Here is a 19666-nt window from a genome sequence, read left to right as displayed (position 1 = left end):
CATGTTTACGGTTTTCTTCGTTTCACAGCATTCATTGTTTGTTTTAACTTACAAGGCAACCCACAGATGAAATGCGGACAAATCCTTAAATAAATGCTGTTAATTATACGCTGAATTTATCTATTTTTGTTCAGATTTGTCCAATTAGATGGAGATATTTTCAAACACGCTTTTTCAGATTCGTTCTTCAAAAGAGTTCGACCTTGAGTTTTATTCAAACGAGATATGAAATCAAAGTTCGCCTGATATTGCGATATAAACTGTAGATGCGGTCTGGATGTGTTGGTTGGATGACAACCAAATTAAGGCTTGCACAGGACTAAAACTGGTGGCTATACATTGCACCAAGGTATGAGTATCATTTTTATTTTAATGCTTGCTGTTATTCAACACATAAGATTGAAAGAGCCGTCAATTTGACGGCTCTTTCAAAGTGCTTATTGCCCTTTCAAATTCAATTTATCCATGATGTATAAGGTATTGATATCGACTCTTGTTCGCGCTGTATCCAGATATTTTTGCTCCATTCCTTTTGCATTACTCCACAATCCTAAATCATCATCGTTTAATACACCTAAGGTGGTGTTATTAATCAACCATATGCCTTCTATTTTGTCATGTGGATATTTCACCGCTTTGCCCATATCGAGTACCAATGTTTTGGGTGCTGGAACAATATTCAATGCTTTTAAACCATCCCAGCCTTTTTCCAACTGGAATTCTTCCAGTGTTTTACCCGCAATCGTTAAACCGATCTTGTCATCCTGTTTGAAATCCTTTTGATCTTTAATATCTTCTAAATTGGTGGCTTGAGTTAAATCAATACGATAAACATTTTTAATTACCTTTGTGGTGTCTTTATAAAAAAGACCGTCCCGTTCCAGCACTAAAAATTGTGTTGCACTTAATGCAATAATCCCGGAGTTGGAGTTCTCAGGAAGTTCTTGCTGATAGAGATATTGTGCAACCTTACCTGTCTCAAGGTTAATGGTCACTATACGAGTCAATGTTGATTTATTGACACTTTTATTCGGCAAACTCATGGTCGACTGCATAATGCCCACCAAAGTTTTTTGATCTGGTGTAATGGTGAGCCCTTCCATTCCTCGATTGGCACGGCGATAACTAAATTCATTAGGTAGCGTCCATTGATTACGTTGATCTGCTTTAAATGGGTTAATTCGCCCGATTTCCTTGCCATTGGCATCAAAATGTACAATATGTGGACCATATTCATCACTGACCCAAAACGTGCCATCTTGAAGTGCAACTAGCCCTTCACTATCTAAGCCATAATCATCCAATTTGATGGGATTATTCACTGCATCAAACGGTTTGGTTGGATCTACAATAATCACTTTACCATTCACATCATAAGGGGTTTCTCCCGTCCCCCCAAAAGCTGAGGTATTGGGTAAACCTGAAATATCTTTACCATTACGGTCTTTCAAATTAATGGTTTTGATTAGTTTAACGGTGCCATTGTCCTGAATTTCAAACAAACCAATTTTGGGAACATAATTAGGAATTGCAAACACTTTACCTGCACCATATAGCTTGTCAGTAAAGTCAGCATTTGGTCCTCGATCTGTCAAAGCATAGAATTGCTTTTTATTTGTCGGGTGAGCAGTGGCATCAGAACCAAAACCACCTTGACGAATATCAAAGCTACTATCAATGGTCGTGCCATTTGCATCATGTCGTGCGAGTACAGTAAATGGTAATGCGACGCCTTGAGCAAATAAATTCGGTTTACAACTGTCCTCATTTTTTGTGACTTCACTGGCTTCCAGTTTACCATTTCCATTCCTATCTACCCCGCTTTGAACACGTGTTCCTCCCATCACACAAGCCTCATCGCCAAAGGCTAAACTTATACTTTGAGTAAGTGTTTTGCTGTTGGTTGAGTCTTTATTATCATCATCTGAACATGCTGTTAAGCCGAATAAACTACATAAAACTAAAGTTAAAGTGGTTTTACGAATTGTCAGTTTACTTATCTGTGCTTTATTCATTGTACTTAGTGCCTGATTTTATGGAAATTCCAATACTAATTTCGGCAAGTGACATCAACATGACAGTGACTCAATTAAGCGATATTCGGTATTTACATATTCAATTCTGTGTAAACGGCACATCGCTAAGACTTTGTCTTTATCTTTTTTTATGATTTTAAAATATAGAAACCCTTGTTTACTTCATATATTTATTTGTTACACTCTATTGAATTTTAATAAAAAGTTGACGAAATATGACTTATAAAGACGAAACACTTGCCATTCACGCAGGCTATGAACCAGAAGCAACAACCAAAGCCGTTGCTGTTCCAATTTATCAAACGACATCCTATGCCTTTGATAATACCCAGCATGGTGCAGATCTATTTGATCTCAAAGTTCAAGGCAATATTTATACCCGTATCATGAATCCAACCACAGCTGTGCTTGAACAACGTCTGGCTGCACTTGAAGGTGGAATCGGTGCTTTAGCATTGGCTTCGGGCATGTCAGCAATCACCTATTCGATTCAAACCATTACCGAAGCTGGCGATAATATTGCATCTGTATCGACGCTATATGGTGGAACATACAATTTATTTGCACATACTTTGCCGAAACAAGGCATTGAAGTACGTTTTTTTGATTATCAAAATCCTGAAGCACTGCGCAACCTGATTGATGAAAAAACCAAACTGGTCTTTGTTGAATCAATCGGCAACCCATTGGGCAATATTATCGATCTTGAGGCAATTGCCAAAATCGCGCACGAATACGGCGTTCCTGTCATTGTTGATAATACTGTTGCTACCCCTGCCTTACTCAAGCCTTTTGAACATGGTGCTGATATTGTCGTACATTCTTTGACGAAATACATTGGTGGTCATGGCAACTCCATTGGCGGCGCCATTGTAGACAGTGGAAAATTCCCTTGGGGTAAATATCCTGAACGTTTTAAAGTCTTAAATACACCTGATCCAAGTTATCATGGTGTGAATTATGTAGAAGCCTTAGGTGAAGCCGCATATATAGCGCGAGCGCGTGTTGTGCCTTTACGTAACACTGGTGCTGCGATTAGCCCACTCAGTGTATTCCTTATTTTACAGGGCTTAGAAACGCTCAGTTTACGTATGGAACGTCATACCGAGAATGCACAAAAAGTTGCAGAATACTTACAAGCACATCCTAAAGTGCAATGGGTCAACTATGCCGGTTTAAAAGACCATCCACAACAAGCCTTAGCTCAAAAATATGTCAAAGGTAAACCATCTGCCATCTTATCTTTTGGAGTACAAGATGGTCGTGAAGGTGGAACTCGTTTTATTGATGCCCTACAACTCTTTACTCGTTTAGTCAACATTGGTGATGCCAAAAGCTTGGCATGTCATCCAGCAACCACGACTCATCGCCAACTCAATGAAGAAGAATTAAAAGCGGCTGGGGTCAGTATTGATATGGTTCGCTTATCTGTAGGCATTGAACATATTGATGATTTGATTGCAGATTTAGAGCAAGCCTTGGCACAAGTTTAATTCGTTGAGTTGACGTTTTTTCAAAACCGATGCCCCAACAAAAAGACCTGAATAATCCAGGTCTTTTTGTTTAAGTCTTTAGGGTACGTTAAATTATTTGCCTTGAACTTTTTGTTCAATTTCTTCAATGTTGGTATGACGCACATCAAAACCTTTCGCCATATAAATGACTTGTTCTGAAATATTACGTGCATGATCACCAATACGCTCCAATGAGCGCAATACCCACATCACATTAATAACACGACTAATATGTCGAGGATCTTCAATCATATACGTCATGAGTGTACGTGTTGCCGACTGATACTCACGGTCAATATCTGCATCTGCCAACAAAACTTTTAATGCTTGTTCAGCATCGACACGGGCAAAAGCATCCAAAGCATCATGAATCATGACACGAACTTGATTGCCAATATGGCGTGTTTCCATATAGCCACGAGGTGACTCACCTTCTTCGCACAATGTCTGTGCAATACGGGCGATTTTTGCGGCCTCATCGCCAATCCGCTCTAAATCCGTGTTTGCCTTACTCATCGCAATCACCATGCGCAAATCAATTGCCGCGGGATGACGACGTGCCAAAATCAAGGTCAGTGCTTCATCGATTTCACGTTCATAACGGTTGACGGTATTGTCTTGAAACTGCACATCTATTGCCATATTGGCATTGGTATCTAACAAAGCATGCACCGCATTTGCCACTTGTTGCTCTACTAAACCACCCATGGTCATAAATTTGGTATTTACATCCTGTAGATCTTCATTGAATTGTGAAGAAATGTGATGGTTTAATACAGGATTACTTGGGCTCAAAGTTTGATACTCCACAGGCAACAAATGCGACTTTTTAGACTTAATATTAAACCATAGCAATGATGAACATTTTATGACAAGTATTTTTCTTTTAGATGAACTTTCATTGAAGCAATGTTGATTTTTCATCTTCAAGATTTAGCTCAAATCATAGCACTCACTTTATATAATTTATATATACTGACATTTAATTTAAGATAAACCGCAGGCTTATTTTTAGGCAAATTATTCAATAAATGAACGCTGCATAGCCATGAAAGAATTTGCCATTTCCGTTAAAATCGTAACGTTTCATTATCACAAAACTACAAAATATTTCATTTATTTAGCTTTGATTCAGCGACAATAGCAAAGTACCACATTGAGCTTCCTTGTTATATCGGTCTAATGAAATTTCCTCGCAACCCTATTCATTATCTCATTTCGAGCATACTCGTAGTTTTGAGTGGCTTGGTAGTGGTCGCGTGTCAAAAACCAACAACGGATATCGTACAAGAGTCAAAGGAAGCACCAAAAACAGAAAATCCTGTTCCTGATCTAACGCAAATTTGTCAAAATCTAAAAAATGAAATGTTGGCAATTAATCCGCAAAGAACAACTTTAGCGATTGAACAAGTGAATCAAGACATTCGCATGTGCTTACCTTTGTTAAAATCTGCAGAACAAATGGAACTCATGCATCAATCCAAAAAGATGTACCAACAATTTCTACAAATAGATCGAACATCCGAACAACAGCAAGCATTTGAAACCTATGTGTTAGATCAGGCAGCATATCCAACCATTCAGCAGAATAAATTTGAACAACTCAATTTGCGCGATCAATATTTATTGCGCCATAAAGGACAGGCTTATATTGAGTTAACAGACCAGACTGAGGATGCAATCAACTATCGCCGAAGCCCGCAGTATTTGGCAAAAGTTTTTGCACCTTATCTGCAAGCACCTGAACAAGTATTTATCGAAAATCTGGCAGAGCAAAATGCGCAACCGCTTTTCAAAAATAATAAATTGAACCTTGAGCCTGATGAAATTGCCAAGCGCGCTAAATTTTGGCAAGAATATCTTGTGACGTATCCAAATACCATTTTTCTACATGACGCGCGCTTTTTAAAAAATGCTTACAGCAGCTTGTTATTTTTAGGTACAGAAGGCTCGCCCATTTCGATGAATTTTGAAAATCAAAATGATATAGATGCCTCAAGTTGGTTGGTCATCGAACATTTGTCTAAAACAAATGAAGGGGAGCTTTCAGTCCAAGCCAAGAAATTTATACAATTCGTACAAATGACGCCTGAACAACGCCAACAAAAAATTCAAATCAGTGAAAAAGAACGCTTAAAATTAGAAAATCGCCCTCAATTATTGGCACTTTCTCAACTCAATCAATATTTAAATTTAAGTCCAATTGATTTTAAACATGTCAAAAAAGACTGCTTTAGTGATGCAATTTGTTCTAATACATAGATTTCTTTTCAGCTCAATTTTTATTATCCTTTCACTATTCAAAAAACTCACAACAATTGTCATACCATGAACTTTCTACAAAAAAGTGTTCCATTTGCTGCTATTTTTATTTTTACCTTGCTCAGTGCTTGTCAAAAACATGAAAATAATCAAAAAACTGAAGCCGTTAAAACATCTACATCTGAGATTGATGCCACTCAAGCCTCTCGTCCTAAAGGACCTGCTCAAGATTGTAGCCAAATCGATTCAAGTATTCAAAAGTTAGAAAAAACAGTGGTTGCTGAGGATTTGCATGATCTCAATCAATGGTTTAGAAACTGTTTATCAACTGTACCCTTAAAAACTCGTTATCAATGGCAAGCAAAATCTGAAGACATTTATCAGAAACTTGCGATGGATGCTTCACCTCAAGTATTCCAATATTTGACTGATTCTCTTGCAGAAGGTCAGTCTATGACAGCAAAACAAAAACAAGAACTATATAAAAAGTTAAAACCGAGTGAGAAATACTTGGTAGATCATGCAAAAGACTTATATTTAGAAAAATTTTATGTGGGTGAAGGTGAATATACGTTTACCCGAAATCCACAATATGATCTCGATATTTTTGCACCCTCTTTAGAAAAATCAGATCAAGTTTATTTTAAACAAATCCGTAAAGAGTATACAGGAGCAAACTATATACTGGATGCTGGATTGGCAATTAGTTTTGATGAAGTCGCCAACCGCTTATTATTTTGGGAAAAATTCAATAAAGACTATCCTAAAAACCATTATAAACCTCAAGTTTCAGAAAATATTGAACAATATCGTCGTGCTCTTTTTCAAGGCGATGACAATACCCGTACCCTATGGTTTGATGATGACAAAATTGCAGATGAAGAAGCCATGAAAGCCATTGAGAAAGTTGCCAAAAGCCAAACGGCAAGCCGTCAGACTGCACAAAGCTTCCTAAATTTGATCAATAAGAGTGAAACGCTTTGGCAACAAATGCCAAAGCCATCTAGAGAAAATACTCAAGATGAAACCCCTGAACAACAAAGCATTCAAGAGCAACGTACAGCATTTGAACAAAAAATAAGAAAGCAGGTTGAAGAGATTCTTGCTCAAAAAAATAATTAAATTTGATAGGAGCATGTCATCACATTCCCGATGAGAACATGCTAATATTTAAACATCGCTTGACGGAGCGCGAGTAATTCCTCGCTGAGATTTAGTCAGTTTTGCATCTCCTTGCCAAAACTTAAACTAAAGTACCGTTGAACCTGATCAGGTTAAGACCTGCGTAGGAATCAAGCATCTAAAAACTGACAGCCCAAAGTTTATCTATTTTTTTAGAAATACAGCATCATGCTCTTGGTCATTGTGCTGCATCAAATAGACTAAATTTGCCACCGTTTTTGGTCGTGCTTGATTCGTTGATGTCATTCATAAGGATCATTGTAATGAACCAATTAACGAATCTATCCCCTGCTGATCAATTGGCTCAACATGAGCAAGAAGCCAAAGATCTCACTCGAATTTTACCCGCGTCTAAAAAAGTCTATATTCAAGGTTCACGCCCTGACATTCAGGTTCCGATGCGTGAAATTGAACTCACCGATACCCCTACAGGTTTAGGTGGGGAAAAAAATCCACCAGTGATGGTTTATGACACATCAGGGGTTTATACCGACCCGAATGTCAAGATCGACCTCAATCAAGGTTTGCCCAATGTTCGTGAAACATGGATTGCTGAACGTAACGACACTGAACGCTTAAACACCCTAACTTCTAAGTTCGGACAAGAGCGCCTCAAAGATATTCGTACAGCTGAAATCCGTTTTGCACATATTCAAAAGCCTCGTCGCGCCAAAGCAGGACATAATGTCAGCCAAATGCATTATGCCAAGCAAGGAATTATCACCCCTGAAATGGAATATATTGCGATTCGTGAAAATCAACGTCAACGTGAAGGCGTCGATATGCGTCAACATGCAGGACAAAATTTTGGTGCACATAATCTGATGGAAATCACGCCTGAATTTGTGCGCAAAGAAGTCGCTGAAGGTCGCGCCATCATCCCTGCAAATATTAACCATCCAGAATGTGAACCGATGATTATCGGACGTAATTTCTTAGTTAAGATCAATGCCAATATTGGTAACTCTGCACTGGGTTCATCGATTGATGAAGAAGTTGCAAAAATGACATGGGCAACGCGTTGGGGCGCAGATACCATTATGGATCTGTCGACGGGTAAAAATATTCATGAAACACGTGAATGGATTATTCGCAACTCTCCTGTGCCAATTGGTACTGTTCCGATTTATCAAGCACTTGAGAAAGTCGATGGGGTTGCAGAAGACCTGACATGGGAAATCTTTAAAGACACCTTGATCGAACAAGCTGAACAAGGCGTGGACTACTTTACTATTCATGCAGGTGTGTTATTGCGCTATGTTCCATTAACCGCAAATCGTTTGACGGGGATTGTGTCACGTGGTGGCTCAATTATGGCGCAATGGTGTTTGGCGCATCATGAAGAAAATTTCCTTTATACGCATTTCGATGAAATCTGTGAAATCATGAAAGCCTATGATGTCTCGTTCAGTCTAGGTGATGGTTTACGTCCAGGCTGTATCCAAGATGCCAATGATGAAGCACAATTTTCAGAATTACGCACCTTGGGTGAACTCACCCATCGTGCATGGCAACATGATGTTCAAGTGATGATTGAAGGTCCAGGGCATGTTCCAATGCATATGGTCAAAGAAAATATGGACTTGCAACTTGAAGTTTGTCAGGAAGCACCATTCTATACACTTGGACCACTGACAACGGATATTGCACCTGGTTATGACCACATTACCTCTGCGATAGGCGCGGCAATGATTGGTTGGTATGGTACAGCAATGCTGTGTTATGTCACACCAAAAGAGCATTTGGGATTACCCAACAAAAAAGATGTTAAAGACGGCATCATCACGTACAAAATCGCCGCACATGCAGCAGATTTAGCTAAAGGTCATCCAGGCGCACAGGTACGCGACAATGCGCTCTCTAAAGCACGTTTTGAATTCCGCTGGGAGGATCAATTCAATCTGAGTTTGGACCCTGATACCGCTCGCTCTATGCATGATGAAACTATGCCGAAAGAAGCACATAAATCAGCGCATTTCTGCTCCATGTGCGGACCGAAGTTTTGTTCGATGAAAATCACCCAAAATGTTCGTGACTACGCACAAAATCAGCAACATGCTGAGCAAGCGACTTCAAGCCAAACGGTGATAGAGGATGGTCTTAAAACCATGAAATCTGTCTATCATGAGCAAGGACAAAAGTTGTACCACAAAGTGTAAAGTTAAAAAAAACTTTTGCCTTTGCCTATTTCTCAGTTAGGATGAAGTGAATATGTTTCATCCTAACTACACACATGAACATCATTCAGCAAGCAACTTACACCCATAACGATGTAAAAATTCAATCTCGAGAATATGCTTTTCAGGGCTTTGTTCAAGTCGAAAAAGTCAGCTTGCAGCACCGATTATTTAACCAAACCGAATATACATCAAACATCCAACGTGAGTTAGTTCGTCGCAAAGAAGCCGCGGGTGTTTTGATTTATAATGATCAACAACAAAAATTCGCACTGATTGAACAATTTCGCGTTGGTGCAATTGATGACCCGATTTCACCTTGGCAATTAGAAATTATTGCAGGGGTATTGGATGGTGATGAATCTCCAGAAACCTGTATTCGAAGAGAAAGTCTTGAAGAATCTGGCTGTGAGCTTGAACATATTGAAGCTCTTTTTAGTTTCTATCCATCGGCTGGCGCATGTGATGAAATTTTTCATCTTTATACTGCTCAAGCGGAGTTGCCTGCCGAAGGCGGTATTTTTGGAATGCCCGATGAAGGTGAAAATATTCAACTTCATATCATCGACTATGCAGATCTTAGTATATTATTACAAAGTAATCGTTTAAAAAATGCACCAGTGATAATGGCTTTACAATGGCTACAACAGCACTTGCGTACACTTGAAAATGTCTAGGGGAAAGACATGCAATCAAAGATATTGCAGCAAACCGATAAAGATAAAGTGATCATACAGATCACAGATACACACTTAATGGATAAGCCTGATGCAAAGTTTGTCGGGATCAACCCTGAGGAAAGCTTTCATGCCGTTATGGAAGATGTTCAGCAGCGCTTTCCAAATGCTGATTTGATTCTACATACTGGGGATTTGGCCCAAGCAGCTTATCCGGAAACCTATGCACGCTATTTAAATTATATGCGGGGCTTTGGCATTGATTTTTATCATATCCCAGGAAATCATGACAATCTGAGCTTTTTCCCCTTTCATGTACCTGAACCAGAACCCACAGTGATTGAGCTTGATCAATGGTGCATTATTCTGCTTAACAGTACAGTGAGTGGGCGTACAGATGGAAAGATTCAACCTGAACAATTGGTTCGCCTAAAACAACGCTTAGAGCAACTTCGAGACAAATTTGTGATTGTTGCCTGTCATCACAATCCTTTTGAAATGCACTCAAAATGGCTAGATCAACACAAATTAAAAAATGCCGATGAATTAAAAGCAGTGCTCGAACCATTTAACAATATCAAGCTATTATTACATGGGCATGTACATCAAGAGTCTTATAACGAGTGGAATGGCGTACAGTTTATTTCTACACCAGCCACCTGTGTCCAATTTAAACCACTTAGCCAAGAGTTTTCATTTGACCCAATTGCACCTGGTTACCGTTGCTTACATTTAAAAGCCAATGGTGAGTTTGAGACCTTTGTACATCGACTTGACCACTTCAATGTTACAATTAATGAAGAAATTTCAGGTTACTAGCTTTTCATTTTGTTTTTTTTCCATTAAGTTATTCGTCCAACAAGATATGCAGAAAGTCGAAGTCAGGGCGAGATGACTTTCATCTTTGTAAAAAAATCTATATGATGACGCCCCCGATAGATTCATTCTGTTGGTAGTGATAAAAATACTTGCATATCACCATATTTTTTGCGTATAGATAGTACGTATATGATGAGGAATGCCCTTTATGGCGAATGACAACCAAAATCAAGTCTTGGATGAGCAAACAGCATTGACGGATGACAAGTCTGCAAAGCGTGTACGCAAAGCCAAGCCAAAGACCAATGAAAACGGTACTACAGCAAGTCTATTCGGTATCGAGCCTTATCAGCCAAAGAAAAATGAAGAATATATGTCTGAGGGGCAGCTCGAACATTTCCGTCAAATTTTGCTGGCTTGGAAGGCAGAGTTAATGTCGGAAGTGGATCGCACTTTAAACACGATGCAAGACGAATCTTCTTCTTTACCTGATGTAAACGATCGTGCAACACAGGAAGAAGAGTTTGCAATTGAATTACGTACTCGTGATCGTGAACGTAAATTGATTCGCAAAATCGAACAGTCTATCGAAGCCATTAAAAATGATGACTATGGTTTCTGTGAAACGTGTGGTATCGAAATCGGTTTACGTCGTTTAGAAGCACGTCCTACTGCAACTTTATGTATCGACTGTAAAACACTTGCAGAGATCAAAGAGAAGCAAAACAACGGTTAAACACTGTGTCTGCACATTCCTCCCCGACCCTTCCTGATGTTAAGGAAGGGGGGAAGCATGACCAATATAAAGGACGATTTGCACCTTCGCCCACAGGTCCTCTACACTTCGGTTCATTAATTACTGCTGTTGCCAGTTATTGCGATGCAAAAGCACATACAGGGCAATGGATCGTCCGTATAGAAGATACGGATATTCCTCGCATCTATCCCGATAGCGAACAACACATCTTACAATGTTTAGATGCTTTTGGATTTGAATCTGATGTTGAAATCATTTATCAAAGACAACGCATTGCAATTTATGAATCTGTTATCGACCAGCTCAAACAACACAATTGGGTATATGCTTGTGCGTGTACTCGAAAGATTCTCGGTTCAAACCATATCTATACAGGCACATGTCGAGATAAACAGCTTGAGTTTAAAGATCAAGCCATTCGTGTAAAAGTCACAGATCAAAACATTTGCTTCCATGATCGTTTGCAAGGGCTACATTGCTCTAACTTACAACATGATCTTGGTGACTTTGTCCTTAAGCGCCGTGACGGCATCATCAACTATCAATTGGCAGTCGTTGTAGATGACTATTTACAAGGAATTAACCATATCGTACGTGGTTCAGACTTATTGGATAATACTGAACGTCAAATATGGCTAGGGCAGCTTCTTGGCTATCCAGCAATTGAGTATATGCACCTTCCGCTCGCCATGAATGAACAAGGTCAAAAGCTCTCAAAGCAAAATCTTGCTCATGCACTAAATATTGAAAATGCAGTGCCCCTACTTTCACAGGCAATTCTTGCATTGGGTCAGGCACCTGTAGACTTAGATCAGCCTGCACATATGTTGGCTCAAGCTGTGCAACAATGGGATATTTCACGTATCCCCCAAGGCATCCATTTAACCGGCATTTATCAATAATCACAGTGCTTATATCAACAATAAAAATGCTATAAGTTCACAGCACATCTCACAAAAAAGCCATTTGATCACAAATGGCTTTTGAAGTATTCAAGCTAAGGAAAATTCTAAAAACTCGATTCTTCCCTTGCTGGGTTGGCTTCTTTGGTTGTTGCATCAATTTTTAAAATCAAACTGATCATGACTGCACACATAATCAAAGATGAACCCCCATAACTAATAAATGGCAGGGTCAAACCTTTGGTCGGCAACATGCCCATATTCATGCCTGCATTGACCAGAATTTGCAGTAAGAAAATAATACTAATTCCGTAAGCTAAATAGCCGGCACGTAAATACTGATGATTTAAAGCGCGCTGACCAATTCGAATACAACAAATCAGCATCACAAATGAAAGCAACAACACCGTCGCAATCCCAAAGAAACCAAACTCTTCACCCAAGATCGCCAACATAAAGTCTGTATGCGCCTCAGGTAAATAAGACATCTTTTGAATACTGTGCCCTAAACCGACTCCAAACCACTCACCTCGCCCAAATGCCATCAAGGCATTGGACAATTGATAACCCGAACCTAAAGGGTCAGCCCATGGGTTAGAGAATGACATCAAACGCTCATAACGGTAAGGTTCGAATACAATCAAGGAAACAAACGCAACCAGAATGGCACCAAAAGCGAAACCAAACTGAATCATCGGCGCACCAGCAAGGAAAAACACCCCTAACATCGATACCGCAATCACCACTGTTGCCCCGAGATCAGGCTCTGCAATAATTAACCCTACCGTCAGTAACATTACGACACCGAGTCGAACCAAGCCTTTAATATTGTTTCGAACCTCTTCAGCACGACGAACCACATAATCAGCAGTAAAAATTGCCATCATCACCTTGGCAACTTCTGTCGCCTGCAAGGTGAAGCCGCCGACACGAATCCAACGTGTAGAACCGTTTACCTCTGTTCCCACCACTAAAACTGCAAGTAACAGTAGAATAGTGATCAACCACAAAGGAAAGGTGTTTTTAAACCACAGATTCAGCGAAATCCTATAGGTCACTACAGCGGCTAGAAAAGCCACCACAATTGAAATCGCATGACGAATGACATAATGGAATTCATTTTCATGCATCCGCTCCGCATACGGCATTGACGCTGAAGCAACCATCACGGTACCGATACACAATAGTGAGATGACACAAAACAACAATACATTACGTGGGGTAATTTCTGCGGGCAATTTTGGCATCCAACGTTCATACGTTTGATGAAGTTTACTTATTGTCGTCTGAGCTAACCCAGCCATACTTTATTTTCCTTATGATTCTTTTAGTTTAGCGCATTTACATATTCAACAAAGCGATGACCGCGTTGCGGATAACCTGTAAACATATCAAAACTTGCACATGCTGGTGATAATAACACCACATCCTGTGCTTGCGTATGTTGCTGACACAGCGCCACAGCTTCCTGTAGCGTTTCAGCATGCAATAGCTCAGTTGTGCCTTGAATTGCTTTTTCGATCACAGGTCGATCTTCACCGATCAGTACCGCCAGTTTGGCATATTTTTCTAAGGACTGGCGTAAAGCAGTAAAATCTTGCCCTTTGCCTTGACCACCTAGAATAATCGCCACTTTGCCACCTTGCGCTTCAATTGCAGCACCTAAACCATCTAAAGCAGCCAAAGTTGCTCCAATATTGGTCCCTTTAGAATCATTATAATAGCGAACACCCGCCACTTCTTTAACGAATTCACAACGATGCTCTAAACCCTTGAAGGTCTTGAGTGTTTCCAACATCTTGTCTATCGGTAGACCAATCGCTTCACCTAAAGCCAAACATGCCAAAGCATTCGCAACATTATGCGTACCTTGGATGTACATCTCCGAACTTTTCAGCAATCGTTCACGACCACGCGCTAACCAGATCGTACCATTGTCTTCTCTGAGAATACCGTATTGTCTTAAATCAGGTGCATTGAGACCAAAGCTTTGCATTGGGGTTACATCTGGAACCAACGGACGAGTGAGTGAGTCATCACGGTTAAACACCACTTTTTTCACACCTTGGAAAATACGATGTTTCGCCGCATGATAACCCGCCATATCACCATGACGATCCAAATGGTCTTCACTCATATTTAACACCACAGCAACTTCAGCATTTAAATTTGAAGTGGTTTCAAGCTGGAAGCTCGACAGTTCAAGAATATAGACATCAGGATCATCACGCGTTAGATCCAAGGCTGGGCGTCCAAGATTGCCTCCAACAGCAACTTTTACGCCTGCATCCTGCGCCATTAAACCTATTAAGGTCGTTACCGTACTCTTGGCATTTGAGCCAGTAATGGCAACAATTGGTTTATCTGTTGCACGACGCAAAATCTGAATCTCACTGACGACTGGAATCCCTTTGGCGATCGCCGCTTGAATCTCTGGCAGTTTAATATCCAATCCCGGGCTAATGACAATTTCTTCCGCTTGCAACAGCAAATCTTGGTCCAATTTACCAAAACTGGTTTGCACTGTTGCTGGAATTTGATCGTGTCCTGGTGGGAGTTGACGTGAATCAGTGACTGCAACACGGTAGCCATTTTCATGCAGAAAATTTACAGCTGAAACGCCTGAAATTCCAAGCCCAGCCACAACTTTTAAACCACCACGTTGTATCAACATTTTTTCCCACCAGCATTAAGATTTTAAAACTTGCAAAATGTTAGCACTTTGGCGATTTGAAAGCTTTTTATGTTTGCAGTTTCTGAAGTTTTTTTTGTGTCAGTGCGTAAAAATATCGTCATATTATTCTGATTTATTGCGATGGCTTTTTTTTAAATTTCTTCGATGATAACCTGCGATCATATGATAGATACCAATCAGCCGAATGTTGTACCCAACATTCGGCTGATTGGTATCTATTCTCAATGTGTTTAGAATGAATCGATCAATAGCGACAGTAGATTACCTGCCCCATAACCTGCACCCAACAACAGCGCAATCCAAATCCAGCCACCCAACACGTTATACAGCATGAATACAGGCATTTTCATATGTCCTGCACCTGCTGCGAATGGAGCGAACGAACGAACAAAAGGTACAAAACGTGCAACAAGAATCGTTTTACCCCCATGACGCTCAAAATAATGATTGGTCTTTTTAATATATTCAGGCTTAAACCAACGTGAATGCGCATGAAAATACTTAAAGCCTAAAGCCCGCCCTGTATAGTAGTTGACGATATAACCTAAAATAGAAGCAATGATCAGCAACACCCCCATATAATGAAGATGAACCGATTCAGCAGTCGAGCATAGGGCACCAACAGCGATCAATAAGCTATCACCTGGGAGAAAAAACATAAAGATTGAGCCAGTTTCTGCAAAAATAATCAAAAACAAAATGGCATAAATCCATAGCCCATAATTTTCTAAGAAAGTGGGCAATAATTGTTCTAAATGCAATAAAAAATCAAGCAATACTCAGCTCTCTTCAAAGAAGTATCCACAATATATTAGTCTAATTTAACCATGTAAATATTAAAAAGCCTAAATTAATTAGGCTTTTTCGATCTTAGCGTCTATTTGAGTTATTTTAAAAAACCATTCTTAGCGAGAAATTCCATGCTCAGTTTTGATTCAGCTTTAACCTCAGCGGCTTTATCACCGAGCAGTAAACGTTCGATATAACGTGCCAATACATCAACTTCCAAGTTTACCTTGGCGCCCACTTTCCATGTTCCAATATTGGTACGTTCAGCAGTATGTGGAATCAAATTGAGACTGAGAATATTGCCACGTAAATGATTGATGGTTAAGCTAATTCCATCTACAGTGATCGAACCTTTTTCAGCCAAATATTTAGCGATTTCAACAGGTGCAGTTACCTCAAAATATAGCGAACGTGCATCTGAACGAACTACGGTAATTTCACCCACTGCATCGACATGCCCACTGACAATATGACCGCCAAAGCGTGTGGTTGGCAACATTGCTTTTTCAACATTCACCACTTGTCCAACGTTCCAACTTGCCAAAGTTGAACGATTCAGACTTTCACGAGAAACATCGGCAGCATACCAATTGTCTCCCCAGTCAATCACCGTTAAGCAAATGCCATTGGTAGCAATAGAATCACCCAAATGTACATCAGACATATCTAGGTCAGTCTGAATACGCAAGCGCACATCACCACCTACGCTTTGTAAGCTGTCAACTTTACCTAAACTTTCAACAATGCCTGTGAACATACTACGACCTACTGCCTCAATCTGAGGGCTGATGAATATCTATTGTGTTGATTACCATATCCCCAGCTTTAATTTAAAGACGAGGATAACAAGATTACCATAAAGCCAGTTGTGTACTCACACCCGATGTATCCACACCACCCAACTCAGCAAAATGGTAAAGTTGCCCCAAAAGCTGACGCAAAGGTGGTCCAGACTTGGCATGCGTATCGGTAATGACAATAAACTCAAGTACACGAGCACGCTCTGACTGACGTTGTTTACTCACGCGATAACGCGGAACATCCTGTGTCAACAAGGTAACTTTGCCACGTTTTAGATTTGCCGCCAATAAATCTTTGGCTTCAATATTTCCATCAGTGGAGTAACTGGTGAGAATATAACGTGCATTAATGGTTTCCAACAGGCTCTCATAAGCTTCTTGTGCATGCTTGGACGAGTTATATGGGCTTGGACGCTCTTTTCGCCATGCGCGATCAATTCCACTTTTAAAACCTTTGGTGTCTGGTGTAGGTAGATCGACTTGATCCCAAAGGGTCAATGAATTGAGTACATGATAATTACTGCTGTAAGCATGTTGGTTATAAGGAGGATCTAAATACGCCACATCCACTTCAAAACCGCTCATCTGGTTTGCCAAATGCTGTGCATCCACGCACCACATTTCCGCCATTGGTGTTTTTTGCTTATTGTCACCCACCTCACTAAAACGGCTTGGTGTTAACCACAACAGTGATTCAATTCGTTCTAATGCCGTTTGAGTCTTTCCGCCCCAGCCATGATGAAAACTTTTAAATACACCACTGGTATTACTGACAAAACTGGCTGAGTAAAGCAAAGGGGCAAGTAAGGCACTCATTTCAACATCATCAATAGCGCCTTGTGCCTGCCATGTCGCAATCTGTTGGCGAATTGCATCGATACGCATACCATTACGACGCTTAAAGAACAAACGATCGCGCGCTGGGTCATAAATCTCATCATTACGTGGGCATAAATTATGCGTCACCCAACCTTTGACTTCAGGTAAACGATTTAAATAATCAATGGCTTTTTGATAGCCACCCAATTCTTTAAATGCCGGCGCATCGGTGCAAGCAAGAATGGCATGGTTCAGGGCATGACTATAAGGCTCCCAATCATTGGCAATCACACGATAGCCATTTTGACGAGCCAAACGTGAAACGACTCCGCTACCTGCAAAAAAATCTGCAAAAATAGGCGCACGTTTACCTTTAGGATTCAATGTTCCAGTAATTTCGAGCGCTTCGAGAATCAGGTGCAACAAACGCCGCTTGTTTCCCAAATAAGGAACCAACTGATGAAAAAGATATTCATCTGTTGTACGCGCAGCATGGCGACGTTTATGATAAACCGATGATGTTAACTCTGAATTCATACTGACTCTTGCGCAGGGAGAAGTCTTAAACGAATATCATCACCAAATTGATGAACATCTTTAAGCATAAAACGTAATTGTTGTGCCATGGTTTCAAATTCTGCATTAAACATTGGTCGTGCTGATTGCCCTAAAAAAGCCGGAGCAACATAACTGATTAACTCATCAACCAGTTTTTCCTGTAAAAATGCAGTCGATAAGGTTGCACCAGCTTCAACCAACACATCATAAATTTGAAAATCTTTTAAAGTGCCTAATAAATCTTTTAATGACTGGACGTCTAATTGCACCACGCCAAGTTCAGCCAATTCCCGACGAAATGGTCCCATTACCATCACTGTTTCAGGATGCTTAAGCACTTGAGCGGTCAACGGTAGGCGACCTTTCCGATCTAAGATGACACGTTTCGGCTGTACGACTTTTTCCAGTTCCACATTGGCTAAACTTCGAACATTGAGCTGAGGATCATCCGCCAGAATGGTCTCAATCCCAGTAATCACTGCACCTGAAATAGCACGCCAATGTTGTACATCCTGACGAGACTCAGCACCAGTAATCCATTTGGATTCACCTGATGCCATAGCGGTGCGTCCATCTAGACTCGAAGCGACTTTTAAACGCACATAAGGTAAACCCGTTGCCATTGCTTTTAGGAAACCTAAGTTGAGTTGGGTGGCTTGTTGTTCACAAACACCTGTTTCAACAACAATTCCAGCCTGACGTAAAATCTCTACACCTTTACCTGCGACAAGTGGATTTGGGTCTGCACATGCAACGATAACTTTTGCCACACCTGTTTCAACCAAACCTTTTGCACAAGGTGGTGTACGACCATAATGTGCACAAGGCTCCAAAGTCACATAAGCCGTTGCGCCTTTTGCAGACGCTCCAGCTTGACGCATTGCAAACACTTCTGCATGAGGTTGTCCGGCTTGGGGATGAAAACCCTCTCCAATGAGGACTCCATCTTTGACAATAACGCAACCAACATTTGGATTTGGTCGTGTGGAATACTGTCCAAGCTTGGCGAGCTCAATCGCTTTCTGCATCCAAACCTGATCGATATTGACAGCATCTTCAGACTTAGAGTTTGAATCCAACTCAGACATAAAATTCCTAATTTAATCCTATGAAAAATAAATCAGTGGTCTTGACCACGTGCTTGCATTTGCTCAATTTGATGGCGAAAAGCATCAATATCTTGGAAATCCTGATAAACCGAAGCAAAACGCACATATGCCACATGATCAAGTGCAAACAAAGATTTCATGACAATTTCGCCAATGGTACGTGAACGCACATCACGTTCACCTAAACGACGAATTTGTAATTGAATATCACTAATGACTGTTTCAATTTGCTCTTGAGTCACAGGTCTTTTTTGCAAAGCATGCATCAAAGAACGACGCAATTTTGCTTCATCAAATGGTTCATTTTTACCATCAGACTTGGTTACACGTGGCATCACCACTTCATAACTTTCAAAAGTGGTAAAACGTTCGCCACAACTGATACATTCACGGCGACGACGAATCTGACTACCTTCAGCAGCCAAACGGGAATCGATCACTTTACTATCTGCAGCGTTACAAAATGGACAATGCATAGTGGTTTAATTAAGCAAAATTCATAATTTCAGCTAGTGTAGCAAAAAAACAGGTTTTTGTTGAGGGTTTCGCAAGATATGGAAAAAAAACAGC

General features: G+C 40.3%; 17 protein-coding genes and 1 riboswitch. Of the genes, 8 read left to right on the top strand and 9 right to left on the bottom strand.

The features are described 5' to 3' along the window. Positions 1–437: 437 nt before the first annotated feature. The gene (locus AC1Z3T_RS16610) at positions 438–2015 is read right to left on the bottom strand and encodes an esterase-like activity of phytase family protein (RefSeq protein ID WP_100884365.1); all 1578 of its coding nucleotides are present in this window, start codon (positions 2013–2015) and stop codon (positions 438–440) included. 236 nt (positions 2016–2251) lie between these two features. On the opposite strand from AC1Z3T_RS16610, the gene AC1Z3T_RS16605 reads away from it, so the two are divergent. Continuing rightward, positions 2252–3529, top strand: a complete 1278-nt coding sequence (locus AC1Z3T_RS16605; protein ID WP_100884364.1) for an O-acetylhomoserine aminocarboxypropyltransferase/cysteine synthase family protein — start codon at positions 2252–2254, stop codon at positions 3527–3529. Positions 3530–3622: 93 nt separating this feature from the next. Here AC1Z3T_RS16605 and phoU read toward each other — a convergent pair whose 3' ends face one another. Beyond that, positions 3623–4345: a phosphate signaling complex protein PhoU gene (gene phoU, locus AC1Z3T_RS16600; protein ID WP_009584000.1), complete on the bottom strand. Its 723-nt coding sequence runs from the start codon at positions 4343–4345 to the stop codon at positions 3623–3625. Between the two features lie 456 nt (positions 4346–4801). Here phoU and AC1Z3T_RS16595 point away from each other — a divergent pair, with 456 nt between their 5' ends. From AC1Z3T_RS16595 to gluQRS, 7 genes are all read left to right on the top strand, one after another. After that, positions 4802–5812, top strand: coding sequence for a hypothetical protein (locus AC1Z3T_RS16595; RefSeq protein WP_228153656.1), 1011 nt, complete (start codon positions 4802–4804; stop codon positions 5810–5812). Positions 5813–5878: 66 nt separating this feature from the next. Then, positions 5879–6934, top strand: a complete 1056-nt coding sequence (locus AC1Z3T_RS16590) for a hypothetical protein (protein ID WP_100884362.1) — start codon at positions 5879–5881, stop codon at positions 6932–6934. 53 nt (positions 6935–6987) lie between these two features. Next, positions 6988–7121: riboswitch (TPP riboswitch) on the top strand. Positions 7122–7257: 136 nt separating this feature from the next. Then, entirely contained in the window at positions 7258–9153 is a 1896-nt protein-coding gene (thiC, locus tag AC1Z3T_RS16585) for a phosphomethylpyrimidine synthase ThiC (RefSeq protein WP_004825518.1), read from the top strand. A gap of 74 nt (positions 9154–9227) precedes the next feature. Next, positions 9228–9848, top strand: a complete 621-nt coding sequence (locus AC1Z3T_RS16580; protein WP_046760354.1) for an NUDIX domain-containing protein — start codon at positions 9228–9230, stop codon at positions 9846–9848. Positions 9849–9857: 9 nt separating this feature from the next. Then, on the top strand, positions 9858–10667 hold the full coding sequence (gene cpdA / locus AC1Z3T_RS16575; RefSeq protein ID WP_100884361.1) for a 3',5'-cyclic-AMP phosphodiesterase: 810 nt from the start codon (positions 9858–9860) through the stop codon (positions 10665–10667). Positions 10668–10875: 208 nt separating this feature from the next. Beyond that, positions 10876–11403 carry an RNA polymerase-binding protein DksA gene (gene dksA, locus AC1Z3T_RS16570; RefSeq protein ID WP_004825526.1) on the top strand — a complete coding sequence of 176 codons (528 nt, stop codon included), beginning with the start codon at positions 10876–10878 and terminating at the stop codon, positions 11401–11403. A gap of 5 nt (positions 11404–11408) precedes the next feature. Then, positions 11409–12326: a tRNA glutamyl-Q(34) synthetase GluQRS gene (gene gluQRS / locus AC1Z3T_RS16565; protein ID WP_100884360.1), complete on the top strand. Its 918-nt coding sequence runs from the start codon at positions 11409–11411 to the stop codon at positions 12324–12326. 107 nt (positions 12327–12433) lie between these two features. Here gluQRS and ftsW read toward each other — a convergent pair whose 3' ends face one another. The 7 genes from ftsW to nrdR all read right to left on the bottom strand — a co-directional run bounded on the left by ftsW (position 12434) and on the right by nrdR (position 19572). Further along, positions 12434–13630, bottom strand: coding sequence for a putative lipid II flippase FtsW (ftsW, locus tag AC1Z3T_RS16560; RefSeq protein ID WP_100884359.1), 1197 nt, complete (start codon positions 13628–13630; stop codon positions 12434–12436). 23 nt (positions 13631–13653) lie between these two features. After that, the gene (gene murD / locus AC1Z3T_RS16555) at positions 13654–15000 is read right to left on the bottom strand and encodes a UDP-N-acetylmuramoyl-L-alanine--D-glutamate ligase (protein ID WP_042089145.1); all 1347 of its coding nucleotides are present in this window, start codon (positions 14998–15000) and stop codon (positions 13654–13656) included. A 251-nt stretch (positions 15001–15251) separates the two neighbouring features. Beyond that, positions 15252–15797 (bottom strand): VTT domain-containing protein, encoded by a 546-nt coding sequence (locus tag AC1Z3T_RS16550; RefSeq protein ID WP_004825534.1) that lies wholly within the window; start codon positions 15795–15797, stop codon positions 15252–15254. A gap of 110 nt (positions 15798–15907) precedes the next feature. After that, the gene (locus tag AC1Z3T_RS16545) at positions 15908–16567 is read right to left on the bottom strand and encodes a riboflavin synthase (protein WP_005034441.1); all 660 of its coding nucleotides are present in this window, start codon (positions 16565–16567) and stop codon (positions 15908–15910) included. A gap of 94 nt (positions 16568–16661) precedes the next feature. After that, a complete protein-coding gene (locus AC1Z3T_RS16540; protein WP_004825539.1) occupies positions 16662–17966 on the bottom strand; it encodes a DNA adenine methylase in 1305 nt (434 codons plus the stop codon). Continuing rightward, positions 17963–19075 (bottom strand): bifunctional diaminohydroxyphosphoribosylaminopyrimidine deaminase/5-amino-6-(5-phosphoribosylamino)uracil reductase RibD, encoded by a 1113-nt coding sequence (ribD, locus tag AC1Z3T_RS16535; RefSeq protein WP_100884358.1) that lies wholly within the window; start codon positions 19073–19075, stop codon positions 17963–17965. Before ribD ends, AC1Z3T_RS16540 begins: the two co-directional genes overlap by 4 nt. A 32-nt stretch (positions 19076–19107) precedes the next feature. Further along, a complete protein-coding gene (nrdR, locus tag AC1Z3T_RS16530; protein WP_004825545.1) occupies positions 19108–19572 on the bottom strand; it encodes a transcriptional regulator NrdR in 465 nt (154 codons plus the stop codon). Positions 19573–19666: the final 94 nt, after the last annotated feature.

It is taken from the genome of Acinetobacter sp. B-6 (genome assembly GCF_056930735.1).
The sequence above is the reverse complement of the archived record's forward strand: the minus strand, read 5'-3'. Positions and strand labels throughout refer to the sequence as shown.